Source organism: Microcoleus sp. C2D2 (assembly GCF_036702495.1).
Taxonomy (GTDB): domain Bacteria; phylum Cyanobacteriota; class Cyanobacteriia; order Cyanobacteriales; family Microcoleaceae; genus Microcoleus.
Map to the genome: position 1 here is coordinate 1 of NZ_JAUBTO010000021.1, position 20,510 is coordinate 20,510.

Below are 20,510 nucleotides of genomic sequence, written 5' to 3' on the forward strand. Positions count from 1 at the left end.
CAAATATGCCTTGGAACCCGCAGCAGAAGCTACGTTCAACGCTCATTCTTATGGGTTTAGACCTAGCAGAAGCTGCCCTGATATCCAGAGACAATTATTCAATAATCTCAACTCTAGCAGTAATGGGTTAGAAAAAAGAATTTTGGAATTGGATATTGAAAAATGTTTCGACAAGATTGACCACAAATTCTTAATGCAATCAGTCCAACTACCAAAGGCAGCAAAACAAGGGGTATTTAGGGCAATAAAAGCTGGAGTCAGAGGAGAATTTCCTTCATCAGAATCCGGTACGCCGCAAGGTGGAGTTTTCAGCCCATTACTAGCCAATATAGTTCTTCACGGATTAGAGAACGTTGGTCATGAGGTTAGATTAAAAATCAGAAATGGTGGCAGATACATAGACACTATTACTGGATTTCGTTATGCGGATGACGTTGTGTTTATTCTGAAACCAGAAGACGACCCTGAGCCCCTCCGAGGATACATTGATAAATTCTTGGAAACAAGAGGATTAAAAGTTAAAGAAGCCAAAACCAAAGTCGTACATAGTACAGATGGTTTCGACTTCCTTGGGTGGAACTTCTCAGTTAAGCCTGTCGGGTAAATTCATTTCAACACCAAGTCAAAAAGCTACAATTAGCATTAAGGCAAAAGTTAAAGAAGTGATAAAAGATAGTCGTTTCACTCTCGAGCATCGAATCAACAAGTGTGGTTCGGTGGTAAGAGGGTGGAGAAATTACCATAGATTCTGCGTATCGGCTCAATAAATAGGGGGAGCAGTTATTCTAGTTGCCAAGACAAGCCCAAGGGATGAAGAGAAGATTTTTCGCGAATAATAGTGGATAGAGAGGGAATGACTCGAAGTTGAGAAATTCGGTCACGGACATAATCGAAAAAACTGATTCCCAACTGACGAGTAGTAGCAACAAGAGACATAAAAGTATCCCAGGCTTGAGTACCCTCAATTGTCTGAGTTGCATAGCTAATATTACGTCGCTGCACCATAGTTCTGGCAGCTAACTCAGCCGGATTATTGTGCAGAGGTAATTCAGGATGCTCTAAAACCCTGAGCAACTCCGATACTTTTGTCGCAGTTAATTGTTTGCGTTCATCCAACAATTCATAAGCGCTTGGAGTTTCAAAAAGCAGCCGAAATTTAGACTTTAAAAGCAGTGCAGCTTCGGGACTGGGAGCATCTTTGTAAGCTAATAATTCCCGATAATAATCCCAAAAATCATCGATAAACTGCCCTAAAATTACTTGATGGCAAGCGAATACCGGGCTTAACTTCTTGTAATGCCTTCCCTCGTGTACCCAACATAACGCTCGCTCGGCAGTGATTAACTTGAATTGCGGAGCATCATCACAACAAAGAGTTTGTACGACTGGGCAATCTGTTTGCTGATGATAGAAAGCAATAGCTGCTGCTTCCCTAATCCGGGTAAGTTGTTGAGCACCCAGTTTGGGGAGATACTTATTGAGTAGGTGATTAAACTGTGACTCACTCAACATCGTTTCTTGAGGTAATAGCTTGAGAGCGTTCTGCCATTTAGTCGGGATTTTGAAGTCCCCAATTAGTGAGAATGTCAGTGGATTCAGAATAAATTTTAGTTCTCGTCCGGGCTGTAATCCTTTCATTACCGTCAGTCTATCTTTATTAGCTGTTGTGAAGTAGACTGTATATAAAGGGTTGCAGATGATATTGGTGGTATGGTTGACTCCACCTACACGCGCGCCTGTTTGGTCGAAGTGTTGCCTGCAGGCTACTTGCTAGTCCTGAATCATAAACTTCTTTTTTCTCGGTTTCAAAACCCGAGTGGTTTTTGATTAACAGCTTGGATAAATAACCTGCTGATATAGAAATACCTAAATCGGCAAAAAAATCTAGTAGTTTGCCTTGGGTCATATTGCCACCATAGTACAAACTGATGATTAAGGCTTTGATTCCTGGTCCAAATTCTCCTTCGTAGCCCATTGGTAATTCTGCTACATAAGTTTTTCCGACTGAGGGTGAATAATATTTCTGTTTGCGGAATAATATGTTGTCGGTTGCCAAGCTGATATCTTGGATGATTACTTGTTCGTATCCTTTAAATTCTGCATCTGCTGGCAGTTGGTCTGTGGGATATTCTAGTATTTCTTCTCGATCTATTTTAATCGTGGCGTTCTTACTGCGTTTGCTATGCTTTTTTGGCGTTTTTCGCTCTTTTTCTGATGAGTGCTGGCTTTTGAATCCTTTGGACTTGGCTTTGATGTCTGGTTTTCCTTGTTCTCCCTTCAATCGGTTATTTTCATCTTTTAATCGTTGATTCTCTGACTCTAAGTCTTTGACTTTTAATTCTAATTGCTCTATTAGGTTCAGTAATATCTCTACTGTGTGACGCATGGATTCGTCTGCAATACCTGGGGGGTCGATGGTTTGCAGTATCTTGAAGGATGACTTGTCTTGTGAAATAATCTTTTGCGTCATGTGTCCTATTTTATGACACTTTGTGTACTCTGCTTACTTTTTTTTCTCTGCTACCCCTACTTATTGAGCCGATACGATTCTGCGATATGAGTCAACACGACCTGTGGTCACTGCACTATTGGTTATGGAAATTCATTCGGAAACAAGGAAGATACAACCGTTATCAAACCAATAAGGTTATAAAAAGAGCAATTCCTGCGGTTAGTTGGTCAGCCTGCAAGTTTGTCATTGTCAAGGGAGATAAATCACCCTATGATGGCGATTTTGTTTATTGGTCAAAACGAGAGAATGCTAACTACGATGGAATAACGGCACGACTTCTCAAGAAACAGAATCACAAATGTACAGAATGTAATCTATCGTTCATGTCAGGTGATATTGCAGAACTACACCATATCGACGGCAACCATAACAATTGGAAACCTATAAATTTGGAAGTTCTACATCGTGAATGTCACCAGCATCAGACCGTTCATGGTCAGGTGAGAGTCCGAACAGCGGGTTAAACCCGACTTATTAGGTGTCAAACTAGGAGCCGGATGCAGTGAAAGCTGCACGTCCGCGTTCTGAACCAGAGGTGTCCTGTGGTAACACAGGCATCGACTCTAATTGAAGGAGAGGTTAGGGGGGTAACTCCCTAATCGACTCTAACTTTTATCCTCTTTTTTCCTCCTTTTTTAGCCCTCTAAAATCCGCATCCAGGTCAAATACGGTTTTTACAAAGTAAAATAGCTCTGAATCAAAGGGTGGGTGGGTGGCAATAAGCTTCCCCACTCCTAGAATCGATGAGGAGTGGGGAAGCCGTCCTTAACAGGCTATTTTTGACATTCTTAGTTGCTCAAGCGACTTAATCCAAATCATCGATGTCGTCGTCAGCAACATCCACTTCTTCGTACACACTTGGGGAGCTGGAAGCAACTCCGCTGCTCTGACGGGCGAGCCGTTGATTGCGAATGCCCCGATGCTTGGCGCGGCGATCGCGGATTGCATCCATATCGGTCAATCCGTATAGGATGCGACCAGCACGCATCAATTCTTTTAAAGGCGTCTCGCTGTAGTCGGCACGAAATTGGGCATTGTGTGTCTCCCACTCAAATTCGCCGCCGTTAAAGCGAGCAACACTTGCAAGTTCCCGACCAGATTCTTCTCTCAAAACTTCTAGTACCATTAGGCGAAGTTTATCGTTGTAACTAATGCACTTGTCGAGCGCTTTTATCTGGGTCTTTTGAGCTTTAGCAGTATTGGCTGCATTAGTCTTTTGAAGTTTTTCAGTGACTCTCATTTCTCAATTTTCCTGAATTCAAGTTTGTTCATCCACACAGCAGCAATCGCTGCCTCTTTGAGTTTAATTACTTACAAAGTTTTAAATTTTCTCAATAACAGTGGTAGCTGTATTGAAAATTCCTTATATTTAGAAGATTTTCAGATTTCAAAAATCTGAGAATTATAATTAATTCTATTTAAAAAATGTTAATATGAAAAAAAACTCTGTTCTGCCTTTTTTAGGCAAAGCAGAGTTTTACATATTCGACAATAGCGATGGTGAAGGAAAGCTATAAAATTGAGTGACGGCGAAAGACTATTCTAAATCTTCATCTTCGTCCTCATCTTCGTCCTCATCATCTTCTTCCTCGGTATCGAAGTCTTCTTCGCTGTCCTCATCCAAGTCTTCTTCGGGTTCATCTGTTTCCTCATCTTCATCAGCATCAAGTTCATCTTCTAAGTCATCCACATTATCATCATCATCTTCATCATCGGATTCATTCTGCTTGTTATAGCTGTTGCGTTTAGCAAGCGATTCTTGATTGAATTTGACAAGACCTTTAATTGCTTCTTGCGGGTCAAGCTCGAAAACGTCGTATAGTTTTGCCATCACAAGCGCAATGACTTCCATATCGTGGCGCAGTGCATCGGGTTGACCAAATAGAGCTTGAAACACTTCGTTATTCCAACGCTGCCAGTTCATCGTTTTGCCGCGTTTTTTTAACTGTGCAGCAATATCCAAACCTAGTTTTTCCTTGGTAGCGTGACCCACCTTAGTTTGGAGGCGTTTTTCGCGCAGTTGAATTTTGACTCCAAACTTTTTCAGGATGGTAGTTCGCACGCGGTCTAGAAGTGCGTCTGCTTGCTCTTCTACAGTGAGTGTCGAACGGCGACTGACCTGTGATTGGGTAGCTGTTGCTGGACTCTTTGACTTAGCAGCACCATTGCTTTTGCCATTCAAAGTCACCGCTCCATTGGATGGGCGAGAGTTATGGTTTTTAGCTGTTGTTGTAGCCATGAAATTTGATTTAATTAAACTACTTCACGGCTAACAGCGCCGTTAGGCGCTCTCAAATTTCATCAAATTTATAATTAGTTTTTTTTTATAGCTATTAACAATTATTTATAAATTTGTTAGTTTGAAATAAATTTATGTAATAATTCGGTGTTTTTTTTTTTAGAGCAGCCGAAATACATAATTATGTATATTGAGGAAATTCGGTAAATAATTCCTAAGAATTAAGAGGAGGTTTGGCTGCTGTAGAACTATTGGCTGATGGCAACGCTCGACCGTAGCATATCAATGAGAAGAGTACCTTTGAATATTTCTTACCGTTGAATTTATGCGTAGCATCAATGACTGGCTCGCTTTGGCCCAAAGAGGCATTAAGATTGTCGGGCTGGAGTATTACACGCCTGACCGAATCAGAGTGTTAGCACAGTTCCACAATTGGGGGCAGGAACTGCATTTGCCTGTTTTCTTTTGGAACTCTGGGTACAGTTGCTTGCAGGAAATTGTGAGTCGGGACGGTCAGTGTATCTTGCAAAATACTGACTTGCACCCAGATTCTGACGTGCTTGAGTTTCTATTAGAGAGTAAGAGAGAGGGAATTTACATTCTTGAGGGACTGCTAGATTTTGACGAATCCGGTCAGGTGAGTTCGCGTCTGGGGTTTCAACTGGCAAATGCTTACTATCACTCATCTTGGTCTGCGGTTCCTCAGTTTTGCGTGATGCTGGAAAACTACATACAATTGCCGGTGAACTTGCAGCCGTTGATTCCCGTACTGACGACTCCATTACCGTCCCGAGTTGCAGCGCAAAAGGTGGTGGAGTTGTTTTGCGATCGCAATCCTTGGCTTGGCGACAAAGGTGACGAGGTGTTGCAAGCTGCTTTGGTTCGAGCTTGCCAGGGGTTGCCCCAAGGTGAGATCGAGTTGATTTTGGAGCGATCGCTAGCTTTTGCTTCGACTGTGGAGGAAATAGCGCGGTTGGTGCTCGACCACAAGGTTAACAAGCTGCGGGGGCGAGGCTTAGAGTTTATTGCCGAGGCAGATGTGCCGGATGCAGGTGGTTTAGACTTGCTAGACGAGTCGCTGTCAAAGGTGGCTTCTCTGTTGAGTCCAGAAGCAGAGAAATACGGACTCAAATTTCCCAAGGGAATGATTCTCTGGGGGCCGCCGGGTACCGGCAAAAGTCTGAGTGCTAAACTTGCGGCTAAGAAGATGGGAGTACCGCTGTTGGCGGCTGATTGGGGTTCGATTGTCGGTTCTTCCAGACCAGATTTAGCTTTGCGCGAATTGCTGGAACTGACTCAGGCTTTAAGTCCTACAATTCTCTATTGGGATGATTTTGATAAAGGTTTTGCAGGGTGGGATTCCAATGCAGATGGCGGTGTTTCTAGGCGCTTATCGGGGAAGCTTTTAACGTGGATGCAAGAGCATCAATACCCAATTTATATCGTGGCGACAGTTAACCGTTTGGGGATGTTACCGCCGGAATTAATTCGTCGCTTTGATGATATTTTCTTTGTGGATTTGCCTCACGAAGGGGCGATGTATGAAATTTTTAATCTTCATCTCAAAAAATATTTTCCTGAGTTTCGTAATGCTTCTGAGTCGCCTTGGACAGATGATGAGTGGCGGATTCTGTTGAGAGATTACAGGCTTTGTACGCCAGCAGAAATAGGCAATGCCGTGAGAAAATGTGCTGAGGAGATATATTATCGCGATCGGGTACAAGGGAAACAGCCGGATGAATTGAAGGTGACATTGAATGACCTCCGGCAACAGCGTTACCAGTTTACGCCGTCGATGCTGCGCGATGAAGAGCAAATTTTAGCAATTCGCAATCAAGCGACTTATGCTCGATCGGCTAGTGGGCAGGATCGATCGCGATTTTCTATTCCGTTACAGGAATTGTTTGGGTAGCCAACTTCTGAGGGCTACTCTGGAGAAGGCTGGCTGCTTCTGATATCCACATAGAGGGAGAGCATTTACCCATCTAAGTAAAGCATATTCTAGGTATATAGAGTACACTAAAGCCAGTATATGAACAGGGAAATGAAACCTTACTGTACTTCATAAACCTGGAATTCGCTGTATTATATTTAACTATGTCTGCTTTCACTCCACAGCCTAACAGAGACGCATCGGACACCATTCGAGGATATGTCTATCAGGTTGATCTGACCATTGAGCGTTGGCTTTCTTTGCAACCCGGAGAATTCCTAGAACTAGAGTGTGGGGAGGATATAGATTTAATTTCCCGTTCACTTTCTGGAGAAGAGGAAAGACGACTCGAACAGGTCAAAAACTACAACTCTTCTGTTACGCTTTGGAGAGCTGTCACAGCCATTGCTAATTTTGTTGAGCATCGTAAGAATAATTTTCAGCAGAAATTAAAATTTCTTTACACAACTACTGCCTTAGTTACTAAAGAGAAACTTTCTCCAGAAATGCTTAAGAAAAAAAAATGGATTTTTGTATGGGAACAGATCCGCCAAGGGACTCTAACAGAAATCTCTCAAAATGAAGCTTTAGAGGGAATCCGTATAATTCTAAGTAAAGACTCTAAACCAAAAAAGTTTCCTGATACAACTTGGACAGTATTTCGGAATTTTATCACAGCCGCTAGCAAGGAGGAACTACTCGATCTAATTTGTAGCTTTGAGTGGAGTACGAATACACCCGAGCCTCAATCATTAAGAACTGGGATTCTACAAACCCTCCTTCGACAAGAGTATGCTACAAATGAAATTCAAGCAAACGAGCAGTATCAAAGGCTTTTCCTCAAAGTTTTTCAACTACTTTCTCAGCCTGATATCAAACAACTCACAGTAAAAGAGCGAACGCATCAGCTTTCACTTCCTACGCTAAGTGAGAAAGACCGTAACCTGTTGCAAAATCTTATAGTGAGCCTTTTGAACCTTGAATCGCGTGTGGGGACTCTGGAGCAAAATTTTATACAGTTGCCCGATGCGATCGCTTCACAAGTTAATGACCGATTTTGTCGTTCGGACTTTGAGAAGTTACGACAAGAATCAGATTTTGTGCTAAAAGACATCCGTGTCGATATTGGCGGTTTAAGACTTAGCCGAACCGAGCTAATTGCCAACGCTCTAGAAAAGCTTACAGAAGCATCGCTAATCGAGATAGTTGGTTCATCTGGGGTTGGTAAATCAGCCGTTTTAAAGACCCTTGTTGAGCATCAACAAGGCGAAGGTCAAGTTCTAGTTATTTCAGGAGATCGTATCACTGGGACAGGTTGGAGTAGTTATGCCAGCACTCTGCAACTCACACAACCACTGAATAAACTCCTCGTAGCATTAAGTGGAAGTTCTCGACCAACTATTTTCATTGATGGAATCGATCGGATTGTTGACATAGGTCAACGTGCTGTTGTGAATGATTTATTTCGCACATTAGAGGAAGTTCCGCTTAGTGAAGATGGTTCTCGACATTGGACAGTTGTGTTCTCAGCACGGGAAGAAAATCTTCAAGATGTCTACAGATGGTTGAACTGGCAAGCACTAGGAAAACCAACAAGGTTGCAAGTACCGGAATTAACCAAAGAAGAACTTCAAAGTGTTGTCGAACATAGCCCTAGACTTAGACCACTATTATCTCTGAATCAACTTTCACCGATTCTCAAGAATCCGTTGATGTTGAGATTGCTGGAAGACCCACGTATGCTTCCAAATTCAGAAGACTTACCACCTGTTGCTACAGAGATTGAGATCGGTAAAGTGTGGTGGGACAGACTGGTTGGTAATGAAAATTCCGTCTCCGGTCGTGAGAGAAAAAGTTCTCTTTTGAGATTGGGGAGACAGGTTGTTAAATCTCCTGGCAAGCACTTTACTGTTGAAGAAACTGTTACTCCAGAGTCAATTATTTCTCTCGCGGCAGATCGCATTATTGTACAAGACCCCGATCGGGAAGTGTATCGCTTTGGTCATGATTTGCTGGAAGACTGGGTGATGTATCGCTTGTTGGCTCAGCGTCGTGACGACTTATCTGCTTATCTTCAAGAACTAGATGAACCGTTCGGTTTATATAGATCTGTTCAATTACTAGGGTTAGCTTTGCTAGAAAACTCTAACACGGCAGATTCTTGGATACAATTAATAGAGCAAGTTGAGCAAGCTTCGGAACTTTCTCCTAGATGGCGGCAAGCATTACTGACTGCACTTCTAGTATCTCCACGTTCCAGCGAATTGCTTGATAAAGCTAAACCGCTACTCATAGCTGAGAATGCACGGCGACTTATCGAGTTAATGGTTGCAATCCGAACTTTGGAAGTGATGCCGAACTTTTCACTAATGTCTTTCTTTACAGAAGAAGAGTTACGGTCAAGCGATCGCGTGATGCCAGTTTTAATGAGCGATCCAATCCCAAGATGGTCAGTGTGGCAACCTTTCATGGGTTGGTTGCTAAAACGGATCAATGATTTACCTGCTATTGTTCGTCCAGAAGCTGTCAAGCTAATGGAGATTTGGCAAGTCAAATCTCCAACAGGCTCAATTTATCGAAAGGAAATTGGTGAAATAGCGATCGCATTACTTAAGGAAGAAGAAGCAAGGAGAGGTTGCTAATGTCGAGATATGATGATGAATACGAAAACCGCTTACACAGAATTGTGCTGCACTCAGCAGATGTTTTGCCAGAGAAAGTTGGCTCTTATCTCGGCGAACTCGCTAACTCTGGGAATTATGACGCCAAAAAGGATGTAATTTCTAAAAATCAAGACTTTACGCCTCTTGTCGATTCAATCTCAAGAGAATTTGTTGATTTTGTAATCAGCGTACTTATCCAAAAGCCAATCAATCGAGAAAATGATCCTAGTATTCCTAGAAGAATAACTAGCTCGTCAGAAGATAGAAATTTTGGTATAAACGATATCTTGAATTTTTTCCCACCTGCACCTGTTCAAGGACCGTTTTTATATCTCTTGTTTAAGAATGAGGATGAAGGACTGCGTTTAGTCCACAATCTCGCCAATACTGCATCTGAAAAATGGCGTGAGTATGAACAGCGAGAAGAATTTGACAGACCTAAATTAACTCCTCTACCAGTCACTATTAATTTACCATCCGGTTCTCGTGATTTTTGGGGTGATACTCAAGTTTATTGCTGGTTTAGAGGAAGAACTACTGGTTCATATGCTGTGATTTCTGCCTTGATGGCACTAGAAGAGTGGATTGAGAGACAGATTGAAGCAGGTAGAAATGTTGAAGCTCTTTTTGAAAAAGTATTGAGTGGGAGCAATTCAGTCGCCGTACTAGGTATTTGCTTAAATATAGCACTTGCTTATCCTGAAAAGTGTTTAAAAGCAGCACTACCAATTGCAATCTGTCCTGATATTTGGGAAATGGACAGAGAGCGTCTCTTTCATGATAAAACCAATTCATTAACATTTCTTAAGCTTTGGGAATTTGATCTGCATAATGACTGGCTTTACGAAGTCCTTGAAAGGCGAAATAAAAGACCGCAGCGTTCACGAGAAATTAGAACAAATTTAGCAATTTATTACGTTTTGTCTAGTGATGACTCTTTAAGAGTTCCATTCGAGCAGGCAGTTGAGAAATTTACAAAAAACCCTCCTTTTCGTTATGAAGAAGAAAAATCAGATCCAAACTTTGTAGCTGCTCTCCAAGAAAAAATGGAAAACTATCAAGTATTTGGAAGAAGAGAAAATTATCAACCACGGCAAGTGGGTGAACCATTACAAAGATGGGTAGAATTTCCCGAAGAACTTAGAGAACGGAATGAAGAGCTTCTCGCACCTAACGTTGAATGGAAACGTTGGCTTAGTTTATATCTATGGGCAGAAGAAACCATTCAAAATCGTGTACCGCAAGAGCGGATGACTTTAGAAGAGGCTGTGGCAGCAGCCAAAGAATTAGAGGCATCCGAAGACTTTTCTGAAAGGGATAACGAAGATATTCGTGATGTTACTCGTCTTCAAGGAATAGCTGGTGTTGCAGCAGCAATTCTCATTGCAGATTTTGAGTGGGCAAGAATACAGAATCATTTGGAATGGTGTCGCGCTATTCTACTTGCGGCTGCTTGTATGGCTGAAACATCCATGTATGCTATGTCATCGTCTAGCGTGAAAGTTTATGCTGGGCGAGGTTTAGCCTTACTAGCTACCCATGGTGTAGCAGATATTGAAGTACGGCGGCAGATTCTCCAGTTAATCAGTGAGTCACTGAGACGTTTTTCCCGTGCTGGAGAAGTGGTGAAAGCAGTATTTGTTGGTCTGCAAAATGGATGGAATGTCGCTCCAGTATTATGCTGGAATGTTTTGAGCCTTTGTCTCTCCCTATCTGTAATTCCTGGGAAACTTTACTGTGGAACTCGTGTTGGGCGATTTGGAACCAGTTTTGAGAAGCTAGAAACTTGGGAAGACAATGTTATTCAGAATCACTTTGACTATTTAGCAAAAGACGAAATTCCCGAGCTTCCTAGAATCCCCAAAGCAAGAAACATTGTTTTTCTTCACGAGCCGGTTGAGTATGGACTTTTGGCTTTACCACTCACAGAATTGTGTCAAAACCCCGACACAAAAGACAAATTGCTCCAGCTTTGTGACAATTTAATAGCTCGAACAATTGAAGATAATTTACCAGTGAAGAGGAAACCATATTCACAGTTTCCTAAACCCTATAGGTGGAATTCGTTCATCTTTGACTGGATGGCTTACTTGGCTAAAATGTTGAGTTTTGAGGAGACTCGTCAGCACATTTTGACACCGTTACGAGACAATTGGTCTCAGGTTCCAAAACTGACAGCCCATCTTCTGAATGGATATATCAGTCATCAAATTGCTTACGTCGAAGGACCAACTACACAAGCTTTAGAAATTTGGAAAGAAATTTGCAAGTGGGTACTGGATAGTTCAGAAATTGCCACAAAAGTCAGTTATGACTACCTCGATATTGACACTGGAGAAGTTTTACAACTAATCGTCTTTACCCAGCATGGTAGTTCTCGCATTAAGGATGATTGGCAGCACGCCCACCTTTTTATTGAGATTTTTGACAAGTGGGTTAGCGTAGCTGGGCATAATTCTTACGCCTATAGCCATTTTCTCACCATGCTCAATGGTATTGGCTGGCAGTTTGCACCAGAACCAACACTCGAATGGTTGAATCGATGTGCAAGTAATGCTGTCCATGACCTTTGGAATGAACAGCGTGGGAATGGAAAACAGACAGCCGAATTATTAAACCGTATTTGGAACAGCTTTGAGCAGCAGATTCGTAGTGATAAGGCAATCCTACAACGATATTCTAATCTGGTGTATCGATTGGTGGAAGCTGGTATTCCCCTTGCGAGTGTGCTTCAACACAAGCTAGAGGGGCGGGAACACGTGTCTTGAACCTCCAATATGTGTGAAAAGCTAAGCCATAATTTGCCCCCTAATGATCGCTACATTAGGTAATTTCTAAATTTTCTTCGGATTCAAGCCCAAGAAGAAGCAATTTTTACTTCAAGTTCAACCGGAACTTGCTGCAAATATAGCTCTCCAGCTTCCACCATCACTTTTTTTAGAATGCAAGTGGTTCTTTTTAAAGTTGTTTGCGGACACTCTAACAGAATCTCATCATGCACTACACCAATCAACTTCGCTCCAGTCTTGGGTAGGAGTTTGAACAAACGAGCGATCGCCACTTTCAACATATCAGCCGAAGTTCCTTGAACAGGGTGATTTAGCAACTCAGAAAGCCTGGGTTTCTTTGCCCATCGTCTTCTGCGTCCACCAATAGTACGGATTTGCTTGATATCTTTGACGTACACAGTTCTCCTGATGCTGTCATGCCATCTTCGGACTCCAGAATAAGCTTGGAAAAATCGTTTTCTGAACTCTTTAGCTTCCTCCAAAGTTAAAATAACATCGTACTTTTCCTCAGCATAAGCTTGAAGTTTGGCAGCACCCATGCCATAAATTAATCCGAAATTAACTGATTTAGCTATGCGCCTATCCTCTGCCGTTACCTCCTCTAACGGCTTTCCCGTAATCAAAGAAGCCGTTAAAGTATGCAAATCTTCACCTTTAGCGTAGGCATCTAACATTCGGCGATCGCCAGATATTTCAGCGACAATCCTTAGCTCGATTTGGCTGTAATCTGCTTTAATAATTTGATATCCGGGAGCGGCAATGAAGCACGCACGCATCCCCTTTGCCGTACAATTCCTGGGAACGTTTTGCAGGTTGGGCTTATTGCAACTAAAGCGTCCAGAACGGGCACCGCATTGCCGATAGCTGGGGTGAATTCTCCCCGTTATCGGGTGAATGTGTTTGGGCAATGCCTCAGCAAAGTTGGAACACAAAGATGCTAATTTCCGATAATTCAGTAGCAACTGGATAATCGGGTATTGACGAGCTAGAGGAATAAGTTCGCTCTTACTTGTTGACTTAATTGGAATGTTGAGAGCCTGAAGAGCACTTAAAACTTGTACAGACGAACGGGGGTTTATGGTTTCCACCATCTCTGGAAATAGCGAAAGTTGTGCGCTAGGGGCTGGTTTAAGACCGGCTTTCACTAATTCCACCAGCGTAGTCTGCTTTTGAGCTTCCAGTTCCTCGCCCACCAAATGCCAGTGTTTTGCATCCAGTAACATTCCATTTAGTTCCATTTGGGCTACAGCAGGCATCGCTTCAAATTCAATTTGGGCGGTTTCTAGTAACCCAGCATTCTGAAGTTTTGAGATGAGTCGCGCTCTAAGTTTCAGCAGGACAGCAGCATCTAAAGCGGCGTATTCTAACTGAGAAGCTGATAACTTACCTCCGAAATTGCTCGACTGTAGGCTTTTGTCAAGTTTGATTCCTAAAAATTCAAGAGCGAGGGATTGTAGATCGTGGTCTTTCTTGAGTCCAGATCGCAACACCTGACTCGCTAGCATGACATCAAAAAATGGGCCAGACGGTCTAAGTCCAGCTATTTCTAGTACCTGCCAGTCGAACTTACCATTTTGAAATATTTTGAGCGCACGGCTGTTTAGAAGTGCTTTTAAAGGCGATAATTCGCGATCGCTAAAAGCAGCTAGATCGACAATTATCACTGGGCGGTGGGGGACAGCTATTTGGATGAGTCGGATGCGTTCCGTAAGTGGATCTAGCCCGGTGGTTTCCGTGTCTATGGCTATAACACGAGCTTTTATTAAAGGCGAGAGAACATCATTTAGTCTGGAAAAGTTTGTAATCAGCTCGTATTCCACAATAGAATTTGGGGCGAAGTGTGGGGAATTATTCATGGGAGTAGAGGGGGTTTAAGGTAATAGTTTGAGTCGTAAAATTGATAGAAATAGCAGAGATATTGGGGCAGATGTTCGGTAGTGAAGTCTAAGTTACATTCTTAATATTTAGTGTGAAAAATACTAATAGTAATTTGTTGAAAGGTAAGTTGTGCTGTCCCCACTAATAAAACGGTAGAGTGGGGAAGCAATCGTCTACTTTTTGTCTATTACGACTAGGTAGCTCTCAACAGTAACCGGGCGATCGCTCCCCCAAAAGATTTCTAAGGGAAGTTCGATTAACTTGGCTGACGTGCGCTTAAGAAAGGCTCGAAATGCTTGCGATCGCGGATCGCCTCGGACATTCATGGAATTGCTAACAACACTTACCAGGCGTCCAGAATTGCCTAGAAAAAGGTTATAGGCACGTTGTATGATATCTAAATCAACTCCTTTGATGTGGGGCGTAGAAAATGGGGGATTTGCCAAAATTCTGCTATATCGCCTCTGCGGTTCAGTTGTTAAAAAGTCACTTCCTACTATATTGAACCCTTTTTGAAACAGAAGTTGTTGTAGCAGCGGGTTTATTTCAATTACATCAACGATCGCACCCGCTCTAACCATAGCCTGCGCCAATAAGCCGTCTCCTGCTGTTGGTTCTAAGGCGTAGATTCCTGAAACTAATTGAGCTTCTTCAATCATAAGCTCAATTAGCTCTGGAGGAGACGGAAACCAGGAATAAGGTGGAGCTTCTAGGATTCGCTCATATAGCATTTCTGCAAGCGATGAAGTATCTTTCATTTTAATTTTGCTGCTATTCGGGCTATAATTGGCGAAGATTGCCTTTTTTTCCGTGTTAAAATAAAGTCAATTGCCCTTCAACTTTTGACTGATCTTTTGGTGACTTAGCTGTTACCATTTCTGTCGGTAAATCTGCATCAGCGCTTTTATCTTGGGACAATTTACGTTTGCCCCAGCCTTGGGACGCTGCATGGCGGACAACGCTTTTCCTAATTGCTCCAGCTAGATAGTGATAATCATTTTTGATGCTGTCAAAGTTCACGGCTGAAAATTTAGCTAATTCGGACAAGTTGTAACCATTTGGTAGCCGATTATGTCTTGTCAAGGTGTCTTGTGCTGCCCACATATAGACGTTGTAATAACTGTGGTGCAGAGGAGCTTCAAATGTGGCTCCCATCATATAAGCCACGACTTCTGTGGAAGTGCAGTAATTCCCTACAATTCTGTTGCTGTACTCCTCTAGAATCAAATCGAGCCTATCGGATAAGCAAGCCGTTTTCAACCAGTCAGGTATGCTTTCTGACCAGGGAGTTTTGTGTAAAACTAATGGGCCTGCATAGTAACGTAAAAGGGGAAGGGGAATTCCGGTCAATTCCAGTAGCACGGCTATTAAGTCGCGGTGCATACCTATCTGGGCTAATAGCTTCAGCTTTTCCAAAATTCCGGACTGAGGTTTTACAGGGTGAGTGGTAATTTGTTCAAGTAATTCGGGCGTTAACAGATTTAGCTGAGTCATATCTTTTTGAAGGATAATTGTGTGACGAATGAAGATCAGAAAAATCGCGTAGCGAATTCAGTTACAGGGATTTGCGCCGTCTGTTGGGCAAACAATTCGGCAGAGATACGCGCCTCTATATTTCTGAGTAATTTTTACCCACCTTGCTGGATGGAAGGCGGGCGAAATTAAGAGCAATGGCAGCACTATATTTTGTTTCGTGCAATAGCAGTAGGTCTTGGTTGTTTGCAGATAGGCTACGTCGATCGCCGCCGTAGCCTATCCGCCGATAGGCGGTAGTTTAATTACGACTATCGGATGAAACCCCTACTCGTTATCCCTAGCTACGCTTAATTGTTGATTCTTACGACTTTGTAGCTACATAATTTATGAACGATCCAAACAATATCTGTGGCAATGAACCAGGTTACAGCGCTGATGGTTATGCTATTAGTGGCCGTGAAAGTAACCCGTGCGAATCCTCCCTTAACGGATATCGAAGCAACGGTTATAGCAGTCAGCAAACAGAGGGATACGGGGTTCCAGACTACTTTGCTGATGGCTATAGAGAAAACGTTTTTGAAGGCGATTTGAATTTAGCAGATACTCCGTGGACGGAGACGGCTGCTAACCCTAACCCTTATTTTGAGGGAGGGGCAAATGACGCTAATTCCTATCAAAATCAAACAGCTACTTCTCATTTCTACGGCGGTGACTTAGAGCTGTAGTGCTCCAGATGGCAGGCTACAAATCGCCATGAAACTTCTCATTTCGGCGACGATGACTTAGAGCTGCAGTGCTTTACGCCGAGGCTGCTCCATGTAAAGCCTCGGTTGACTGCTTTATTTATTTTAAGAAGCGCAATTGCAGCCTCATCAAGTTCGGTGGGTTCTGTTCTCCCACTTAATTGCTTAATTTTTGTACAGTATCCTCAACCAATAACCAAAGTTTTTTGCACCAACATGAGAAGAATATTATCAACAAAATTCTGGCACTTATCAGTATGGTTATTCTCTTTAGCCTTAATAGTTTCCATTTTGTTTGATCAACCAATATTTGCTATGGCACGAATTCCTGCTGATACAACTGAAATGCCCACCAAAATTTTAGGAATACCAGGGATGGACAGGCAAGGAAATCCTACTTCAGTTAACGCCCTCTTGCCAGATTGGACACAAATTTCTTTTTCTCAAATGCCACCCATCAGTCAATCTGGAAGCCTTTCAGCGGGAGAGTACAAGCAGGCAGTTGGCTATGATTTGAGCCGAAGTTGGACAGCAGGGCAAACTCCTGACCAGTACATCATGTTGGGCGATATCAGCCAAGCTTTGCAACCAGAATTGTTATCCTTTGGTTTTGTCACACAGCAAGCTGGTCTGAATTTAGATAGCGTAGCTTTAAGTGCATTTACTTTAGTTGCCAAGCAGTCGTTAAATCAGTTAGTTCAGGCTATCCCTATTCTCGGTCAATTTAAAGTCGCAGAGATTGCGCCGGTGGCGGGACTGCTAGCAACAAAAGCGGCTGGCATTGATGTAGCCGATCGCACTCTAGATCGGGTTCTCAGTTCCCATCCACAATTAGGTCAGTTGAAACTGGGAGAAATTGACCTGTCTCAGTATTCAATGTCTTCGATTCCGAACTTAAGCAGCGCTCAACTTGGTGCGTTTTCAGATTGGCAAACAACCTTAATTAAAGACGTACCTGGGCTGAATGCTTTACCTCTGTCTAGCTTTCCCAATCCAATAGCAGAATTCGGCAATTTAGTAATGAGAATTGATGCGGTTTATGGTCCCGCCGAGCGACGGCGAACTAAGACGATATCAGGCTCCGACGTTCAGGGATTCTCAGTTAACTGCCAAGAAAATGATTGCGCTTACATCGAACTAGACGATTTGGAGAATTCGGGTCGGAACGCTCGCGGTTCGCTCGAAGGCAAGCAATGGATTAGCGGTAAGTACCAGGAGGTCGAGGGCGGATCGGGCTGTCTTAAAGGTGTCAACGGCGGCAAGGAACCGACGGGAAGATTGCCTTTTGGCAGCGCTTTTAAGGTAGTGGTCATGGAACCGGACGAGCAAACCGATACCGTTGATACAGCTCTATTCTTCCGATTTTGTTCGCCTTGCGGCTGCTCTCCTTATTTCATTGGCCCAGTACCTTTCTTCACCTATCGGGTTAATTCTCCCATTTTCGTTGGGGCGCTGGAATCTTCCTCTGGCGGCTCTTCCTCTGTACCAACTGGGGCAGTTCGCGGCGGAGTATCTTCTCCTGTTACAAAAGGCGTAGCTACAGCAGCTAATATTAATGTTCCTTGTCCTCCGGGTAGCACTGCACCAGCGCCAGTGTCAGTTGGCAATGTTCAAGGAGTCAATGTTCCCGCTTTGTCGGAAGCGATCGCCAGTATTGAAAGCAGCAGTTCTTACGAGAATGCCGGCGTTAATGCTTGCGTTGATGGCGGAAATAATTGCGGGGTTCCGTTGGGCAAGTACCAGTTTATAAACTACGACGAGTACGCTGCTAGTTCAATTTCATCTAAACCAGGGGGTACGCAATTTTTAGCCAAACTGCGAGGCGGTTATCAACCTACTCAAGCAGAACTTTTTCAATTTTTTCCGCCTGCCGATCGAGAAGCTGTTTTTGCTCAAAGTCTCGCTTCTAAGCTGAATGCCACCTCTCAAGAAAAAGACCCTACTACTGGAAGTTTTTTTAGTGGCGATCGCCTGATTGAGCGAGTAGCTCAAAAGCATTTCGGGGGCGACTATTCCAAAGTTGACGGCTCTTCAACCGATACATTCGGTCGTTTAACTCTCTCAAGTTACGGACAGGATGTTTTGAGGCGCTATCGAGAGGGAGGTAGGGCGATCGCGGAGTCGAATGCTGCTGCTTGCGTTCCGACTTCCAGTGCGGCGCAATCCTCTAATTCTGCGAGTGCTGCCCCCGGCGGCGGTCAATCCACGAGTCAGTATATCAAGCCTGCGAATGGGCCTGTAACCAGCCGCTTTGGGATGCGAACTCGTCCGGTTTCCGGGGTGCGGAAAATCTATAACGGCATTGGAATTGCCGGCTCAATGGGAAGTCCGGTAAAAGCTGTTGGCGGCGGCGTTGTCAAGACAGCGGTGTCTAACTGCCAGGAAGGGTTAAAGAACTGCGGCGGTGGCTACGGCAACTGGATCGAAATTGAACACGGCAACGGTCGCACAACTCGGTATGCTCATCTGCGCGAGGGTTCAGTGAAAGTCAAAGTTGGCGATCGTGTTTCTCAAGGTCAGGTCATAGGCGGACTAGGCAGCACTGGGACAACGGCAGACCCTCGCTTGCACTTTGAAACCCGCATTAATGGAACGGCTGTTAACCCATCTCAAGAAGGAATTTGAATTAAACGGAGATGTTCTGCACCATGATTTCCTTGAAAAAACGGACAATTATGTTGAAATTTACCTGGGGCTTGCTAACAGCTTTTTTGGTTTATTTGTTGAGCAGTTTATTTACCCATCCCCCAGCTTTTAGCCAGCCGACTCGGAACGCTGATGTCCCTTCAGCTTGCCTTCCAGTTGGTCTAGGGACTCTCAGGACAGAGTTTGTAACTGAAGTAACAGATGGCAGCACTCAATATCGCTTGTTCGATGCCTATTTGCAGGGAGATGCCGTGCCTTTTTCTGTATTGGTTTCTCTCCAAGAGAAGCAGTGTAGCTTGCTTTATTCCAACCCGACAAACGATTTTTATCCTTACAGCCACACTGTCAAGCTGCCGATAGCAAGGCAAATTGCTCTGGGAGAATTGCGTTACTCCATCAACAAGGCAGGGAGTATTGATAAGTTCCGCTCTACCTTGCAGCCGAATTTGGGAGAACCCACTTGGCAATTTTCGGAAGAAGAGCTTTGGGCATTTAAGCAGGTTGGGATTACTGTTCCTTCACTTAGTAAAAGCAGCAAAGATAAGTGAGATATGTTCGCTTTAATAAGACTCCTACAAGGGAAAACCCAACTTTTGCTTAAAGCGGATTTAGTAAATCTGCCGGGTGTCTTTCCTAACCGGATTTAGTAAATCTGCCGGGTGTCTTCCATAACCGGATTTAGTAAATCTGCCGGGTGTCTTCCATAACCGGATTTAGTAAATCTGCCGGGTGTCTTTCCTAACCAGATTTAGTAAATCTACCGGGTGTCTTTCCTAACCGGATTTGGTATGACATCTACATAGAAATAATTTACGGAGGTTAAAGCAATGTTTAGCAAAAATCAACAACTAACTTCAGGTTCAGAACACATAGGGGAGCCACCAATCATAGCTGCAAATAAAAAATTATTACTGTTTTCTCAACCTTCTCATAAGGAACTCCCAAACCCCGTTTCTAATTCCCTAAATAATTCTCAGTCCCGAGTATCATCGTTTTTATTTATTGGGCGGTGGTTCCGCTTTGGAGTGGTCTTGTTCTTGCTGTTATCGGTGTTGTTAGGAACTGCTGGTTGCACCGCGAGTGCTACAACGATTTCTTGGACACCTGCTACTAGACTCATCCCTGTTGAAACTGTTCAAGGCATAGTTGCCGAAAATTCTGACCTTAACCCCCAGAATTCAGCATCAAATGTGTTGGCTTGGGCTGTAAACGGACAAGCAGGCAGGTTAGTTATTTTTAATTTTAACAGCCCTGGAGTTTGTGGAGCGGGAGGTTGCTTATATGCTGGGTATTTATTCAGAAAGAATGTTCCTCCTCATCGTGTATTTGCTAGTTATTTAAACGAAAACTTGCCACCTAATAAACCGCTACTTCAAGTAGTAAGTGACCCCTCAGAAACCTCTGATTTGCCTTGCTTGCAAGTACAGCAGCCGTCACAAAATGGTATTCGACAGTTGTTTCTTTGCTTCAACGGTCGCCAGTACCAGTTAGCTAACAGTTCCTTGATTAATCTTCCCAATAAAATGGAATAGGCGACTTTAAAGTATTTGAGCTTGGCTCTTCGTTAGCGATCGCCTGTTTCGCACCAATAAAAAAATGCCTCGCTCCCTAACTGGATATGAGGCACTTCT

Annotated in this window: 16 protein-coding genes; 9 read left to right on the forward strand and 7 right to left on the reverse strand. The window is 43.4% G+C overall.

Annotation, left to right across the window (positions count from 1 at the left end; translation table 11 throughout):
- Both QUB61_RS09610 and QUB61_RS39835 read left to right on the forward strand, forming a co-directional pair.
- A partial coding sequence (locus tag QUB61_RS09610) for a reverse transcriptase domain-containing protein (protein ID WP_333189915.1) occupies positions 1–604 on the forward strand: 604 nt, incomplete at its 5' end.
- Entirely contained in the window at positions 555–767 is a 213-nt protein-coding gene (locus QUB61_RS39835) for a group II intron maturase-specific domain-containing protein (protein WP_445300995.1), read from the forward strand. The genes QUB61_RS09610 and QUB61_RS39835, both read left to right, overlap by 50 nt.
- A gap of 13 nt (positions 768–780) precedes the next feature.
- Here QUB61_RS39835 and QUB61_RS09615 read toward each other — a convergent pair whose 3' ends face one another.
- The 4 genes from QUB61_RS09615 to QUB61_RS09630 all read right to left on the reverse strand — a co-directional run bounded on the left by QUB61_RS09615 (position 781) and on the right by QUB61_RS09630 (position 4,751).
- Complete coding sequence (locus tag QUB61_RS09615; protein WP_333136980.1) at positions 781–1,638, reverse strand: IS66 family transposase; 858 nt, start codon at positions 1,636–1,638, stop codon at positions 781–783.
- A gap of 19 nt (positions 1,639–1,657) precedes the next feature.
- Positions 1,658–2,470, reverse strand: coding sequence for a hypothetical protein (locus tag QUB61_RS09620; protein ID WP_333189917.1), 813 nt, complete (start codon positions 2,468–2,470; stop codon positions 1,658–1,660).
- 847 nt (positions 2,471–3,317) lie between these two features.
- The gene (locus QUB61_RS09625) at positions 3,318–3,752 is read right to left on the reverse strand and encodes an aminoacyl-histidine dipeptidase (RefSeq protein ID WP_333127646.1); all 435 of its coding nucleotides are present in this window, start codon (positions 3,750–3,752) and stop codon (positions 3,318–3,320) included.
- Between the two features lie 297 nt (positions 3,753–4,049).
- Positions 4,050–4,751 carry a hypothetical protein gene (locus QUB61_RS09630; RefSeq protein ID WP_333127648.1) on the reverse strand — a complete coding sequence of 234 codons (702 nt, stop codon included), beginning with the start codon at positions 4,749–4,751 and terminating at the stop codon, positions 4,050–4,052.
- A 325-nt stretch (positions 4,752–5,076) separates the two neighbouring features.
- On the opposite strand from QUB61_RS09630, the gene QUB61_RS09635 reads away from it, so the two are divergent.
- The 3 genes from QUB61_RS09635 (at position 5,077) to QUB61_RS09645 (ending at position 12,115) form a co-directional block, all read left to right on the forward strand.
- Positions 5,077–6,663, forward strand: coding sequence for an AAA family ATPase (locus QUB61_RS09635; protein WP_333127650.1), 1,587 nt, complete (start codon positions 5,077–5,079; stop codon positions 6,661–6,663).
- A 185-nt stretch (positions 6,664–6,848) separates the two neighbouring features.
- Positions 6,849–9,326, forward strand: a complete 2,478-nt coding sequence (locus QUB61_RS09640) for an ATP-binding protein (RefSeq protein ID WP_333127652.1) — start codon at positions 6,849–6,851, stop codon at positions 9,324–9,326.
- The gene (locus QUB61_RS09645; protein ID WP_333127654.1) at positions 9,326–12,115 is read left to right on the forward strand and encodes a hypothetical protein; all 2,790 of its coding nucleotides are present in this window, start codon (positions 9,326–9,328) and stop codon (positions 12,113–12,115) included. Before QUB61_RS09640 ends, QUB61_RS09645 begins: the two co-directional genes overlap by 1 nt.
- Positions 12,116–12,198: 83 nt before the next feature.
- Here the strand turns inward: QUB61_RS09645 and QUB61_RS09650 are convergent, their stop codons facing one another.
- From QUB61_RS09650 to QUB61_RS09660, 3 genes are all read right to left on the reverse strand, one after another.
- Positions 12,199–13,992: a bifunctional 3'-5' exonuclease/DNA polymerase gene (locus tag QUB61_RS09650; protein ID WP_333127656.1), complete on the reverse strand. Its 1,794-nt coding sequence runs from the start codon at positions 13,990–13,992 to the stop codon at positions 12,199–12,201.
- A gap of 195 nt (positions 13,993–14,187) precedes the next feature.
- A complete protein-coding gene (locus QUB61_RS09655) occupies positions 14,188–14,772 on the reverse strand; it encodes a class I SAM-dependent methyltransferase (RefSeq protein WP_333127658.1) in 585 nt (194 codons plus the stop codon).
- A gap of 55 nt (positions 14,773–14,827) precedes the next feature.
- Complete coding sequence (locus QUB61_RS09660) at positions 14,828–15,508, reverse strand: hypothetical protein (protein WP_333127660.1); 681 nt, start codon at positions 15,506–15,508, stop codon at positions 14,828–14,830.
- A gap of 368 nt (positions 15,509–15,876) precedes the next feature.
- On the opposite strand from QUB61_RS09660, the gene QUB61_RS09665 reads away from it, so the two are divergent.
- The 4 genes from QUB61_RS09665 to QUB61_RS09680 all read left to right on the forward strand — a co-directional run bounded on the left by QUB61_RS09665 (position 15,877) and on the right by QUB61_RS09680 (position 20,411).
- Positions 15,877–16,215 (forward strand): hypothetical protein, encoded by a 339-nt coding sequence (locus tag QUB61_RS09665; RefSeq protein ID WP_333127662.1) that lies wholly within the window; start codon positions 15,877–15,879, stop codon positions 16,213–16,215.
- 333 nt (positions 16,216–16,548) lie between these two features.
- Positions 16,549–18,858, forward strand: coding sequence for a M23 family metallopeptidase (locus QUB61_RS09670; protein ID WP_333127664.1), 2,310 nt, complete (start codon positions 16,549–16,551; stop codon positions 18,856–18,858).
- Positions 18,859–18,908: 50 nt separating this feature from the next.
- Positions 18,909–19,427 (forward strand): hypothetical protein, encoded by a 519-nt coding sequence (locus QUB61_RS09675; protein ID WP_333127666.1) that lies wholly within the window; start codon positions 18,909–18,911, stop codon positions 19,425–19,427.
- A gap of 279 nt (positions 19,428–19,706) precedes the next feature.
- Positions 19,707–20,411, forward strand: a complete 705-nt coding sequence (locus QUB61_RS09680) for a hypothetical protein (RefSeq protein WP_333127668.1) — start codon at positions 19,707–19,709, stop codon at positions 20,409–20,411.
- Positions 20,412–20,510: the final 99 nt, after the last annotated feature.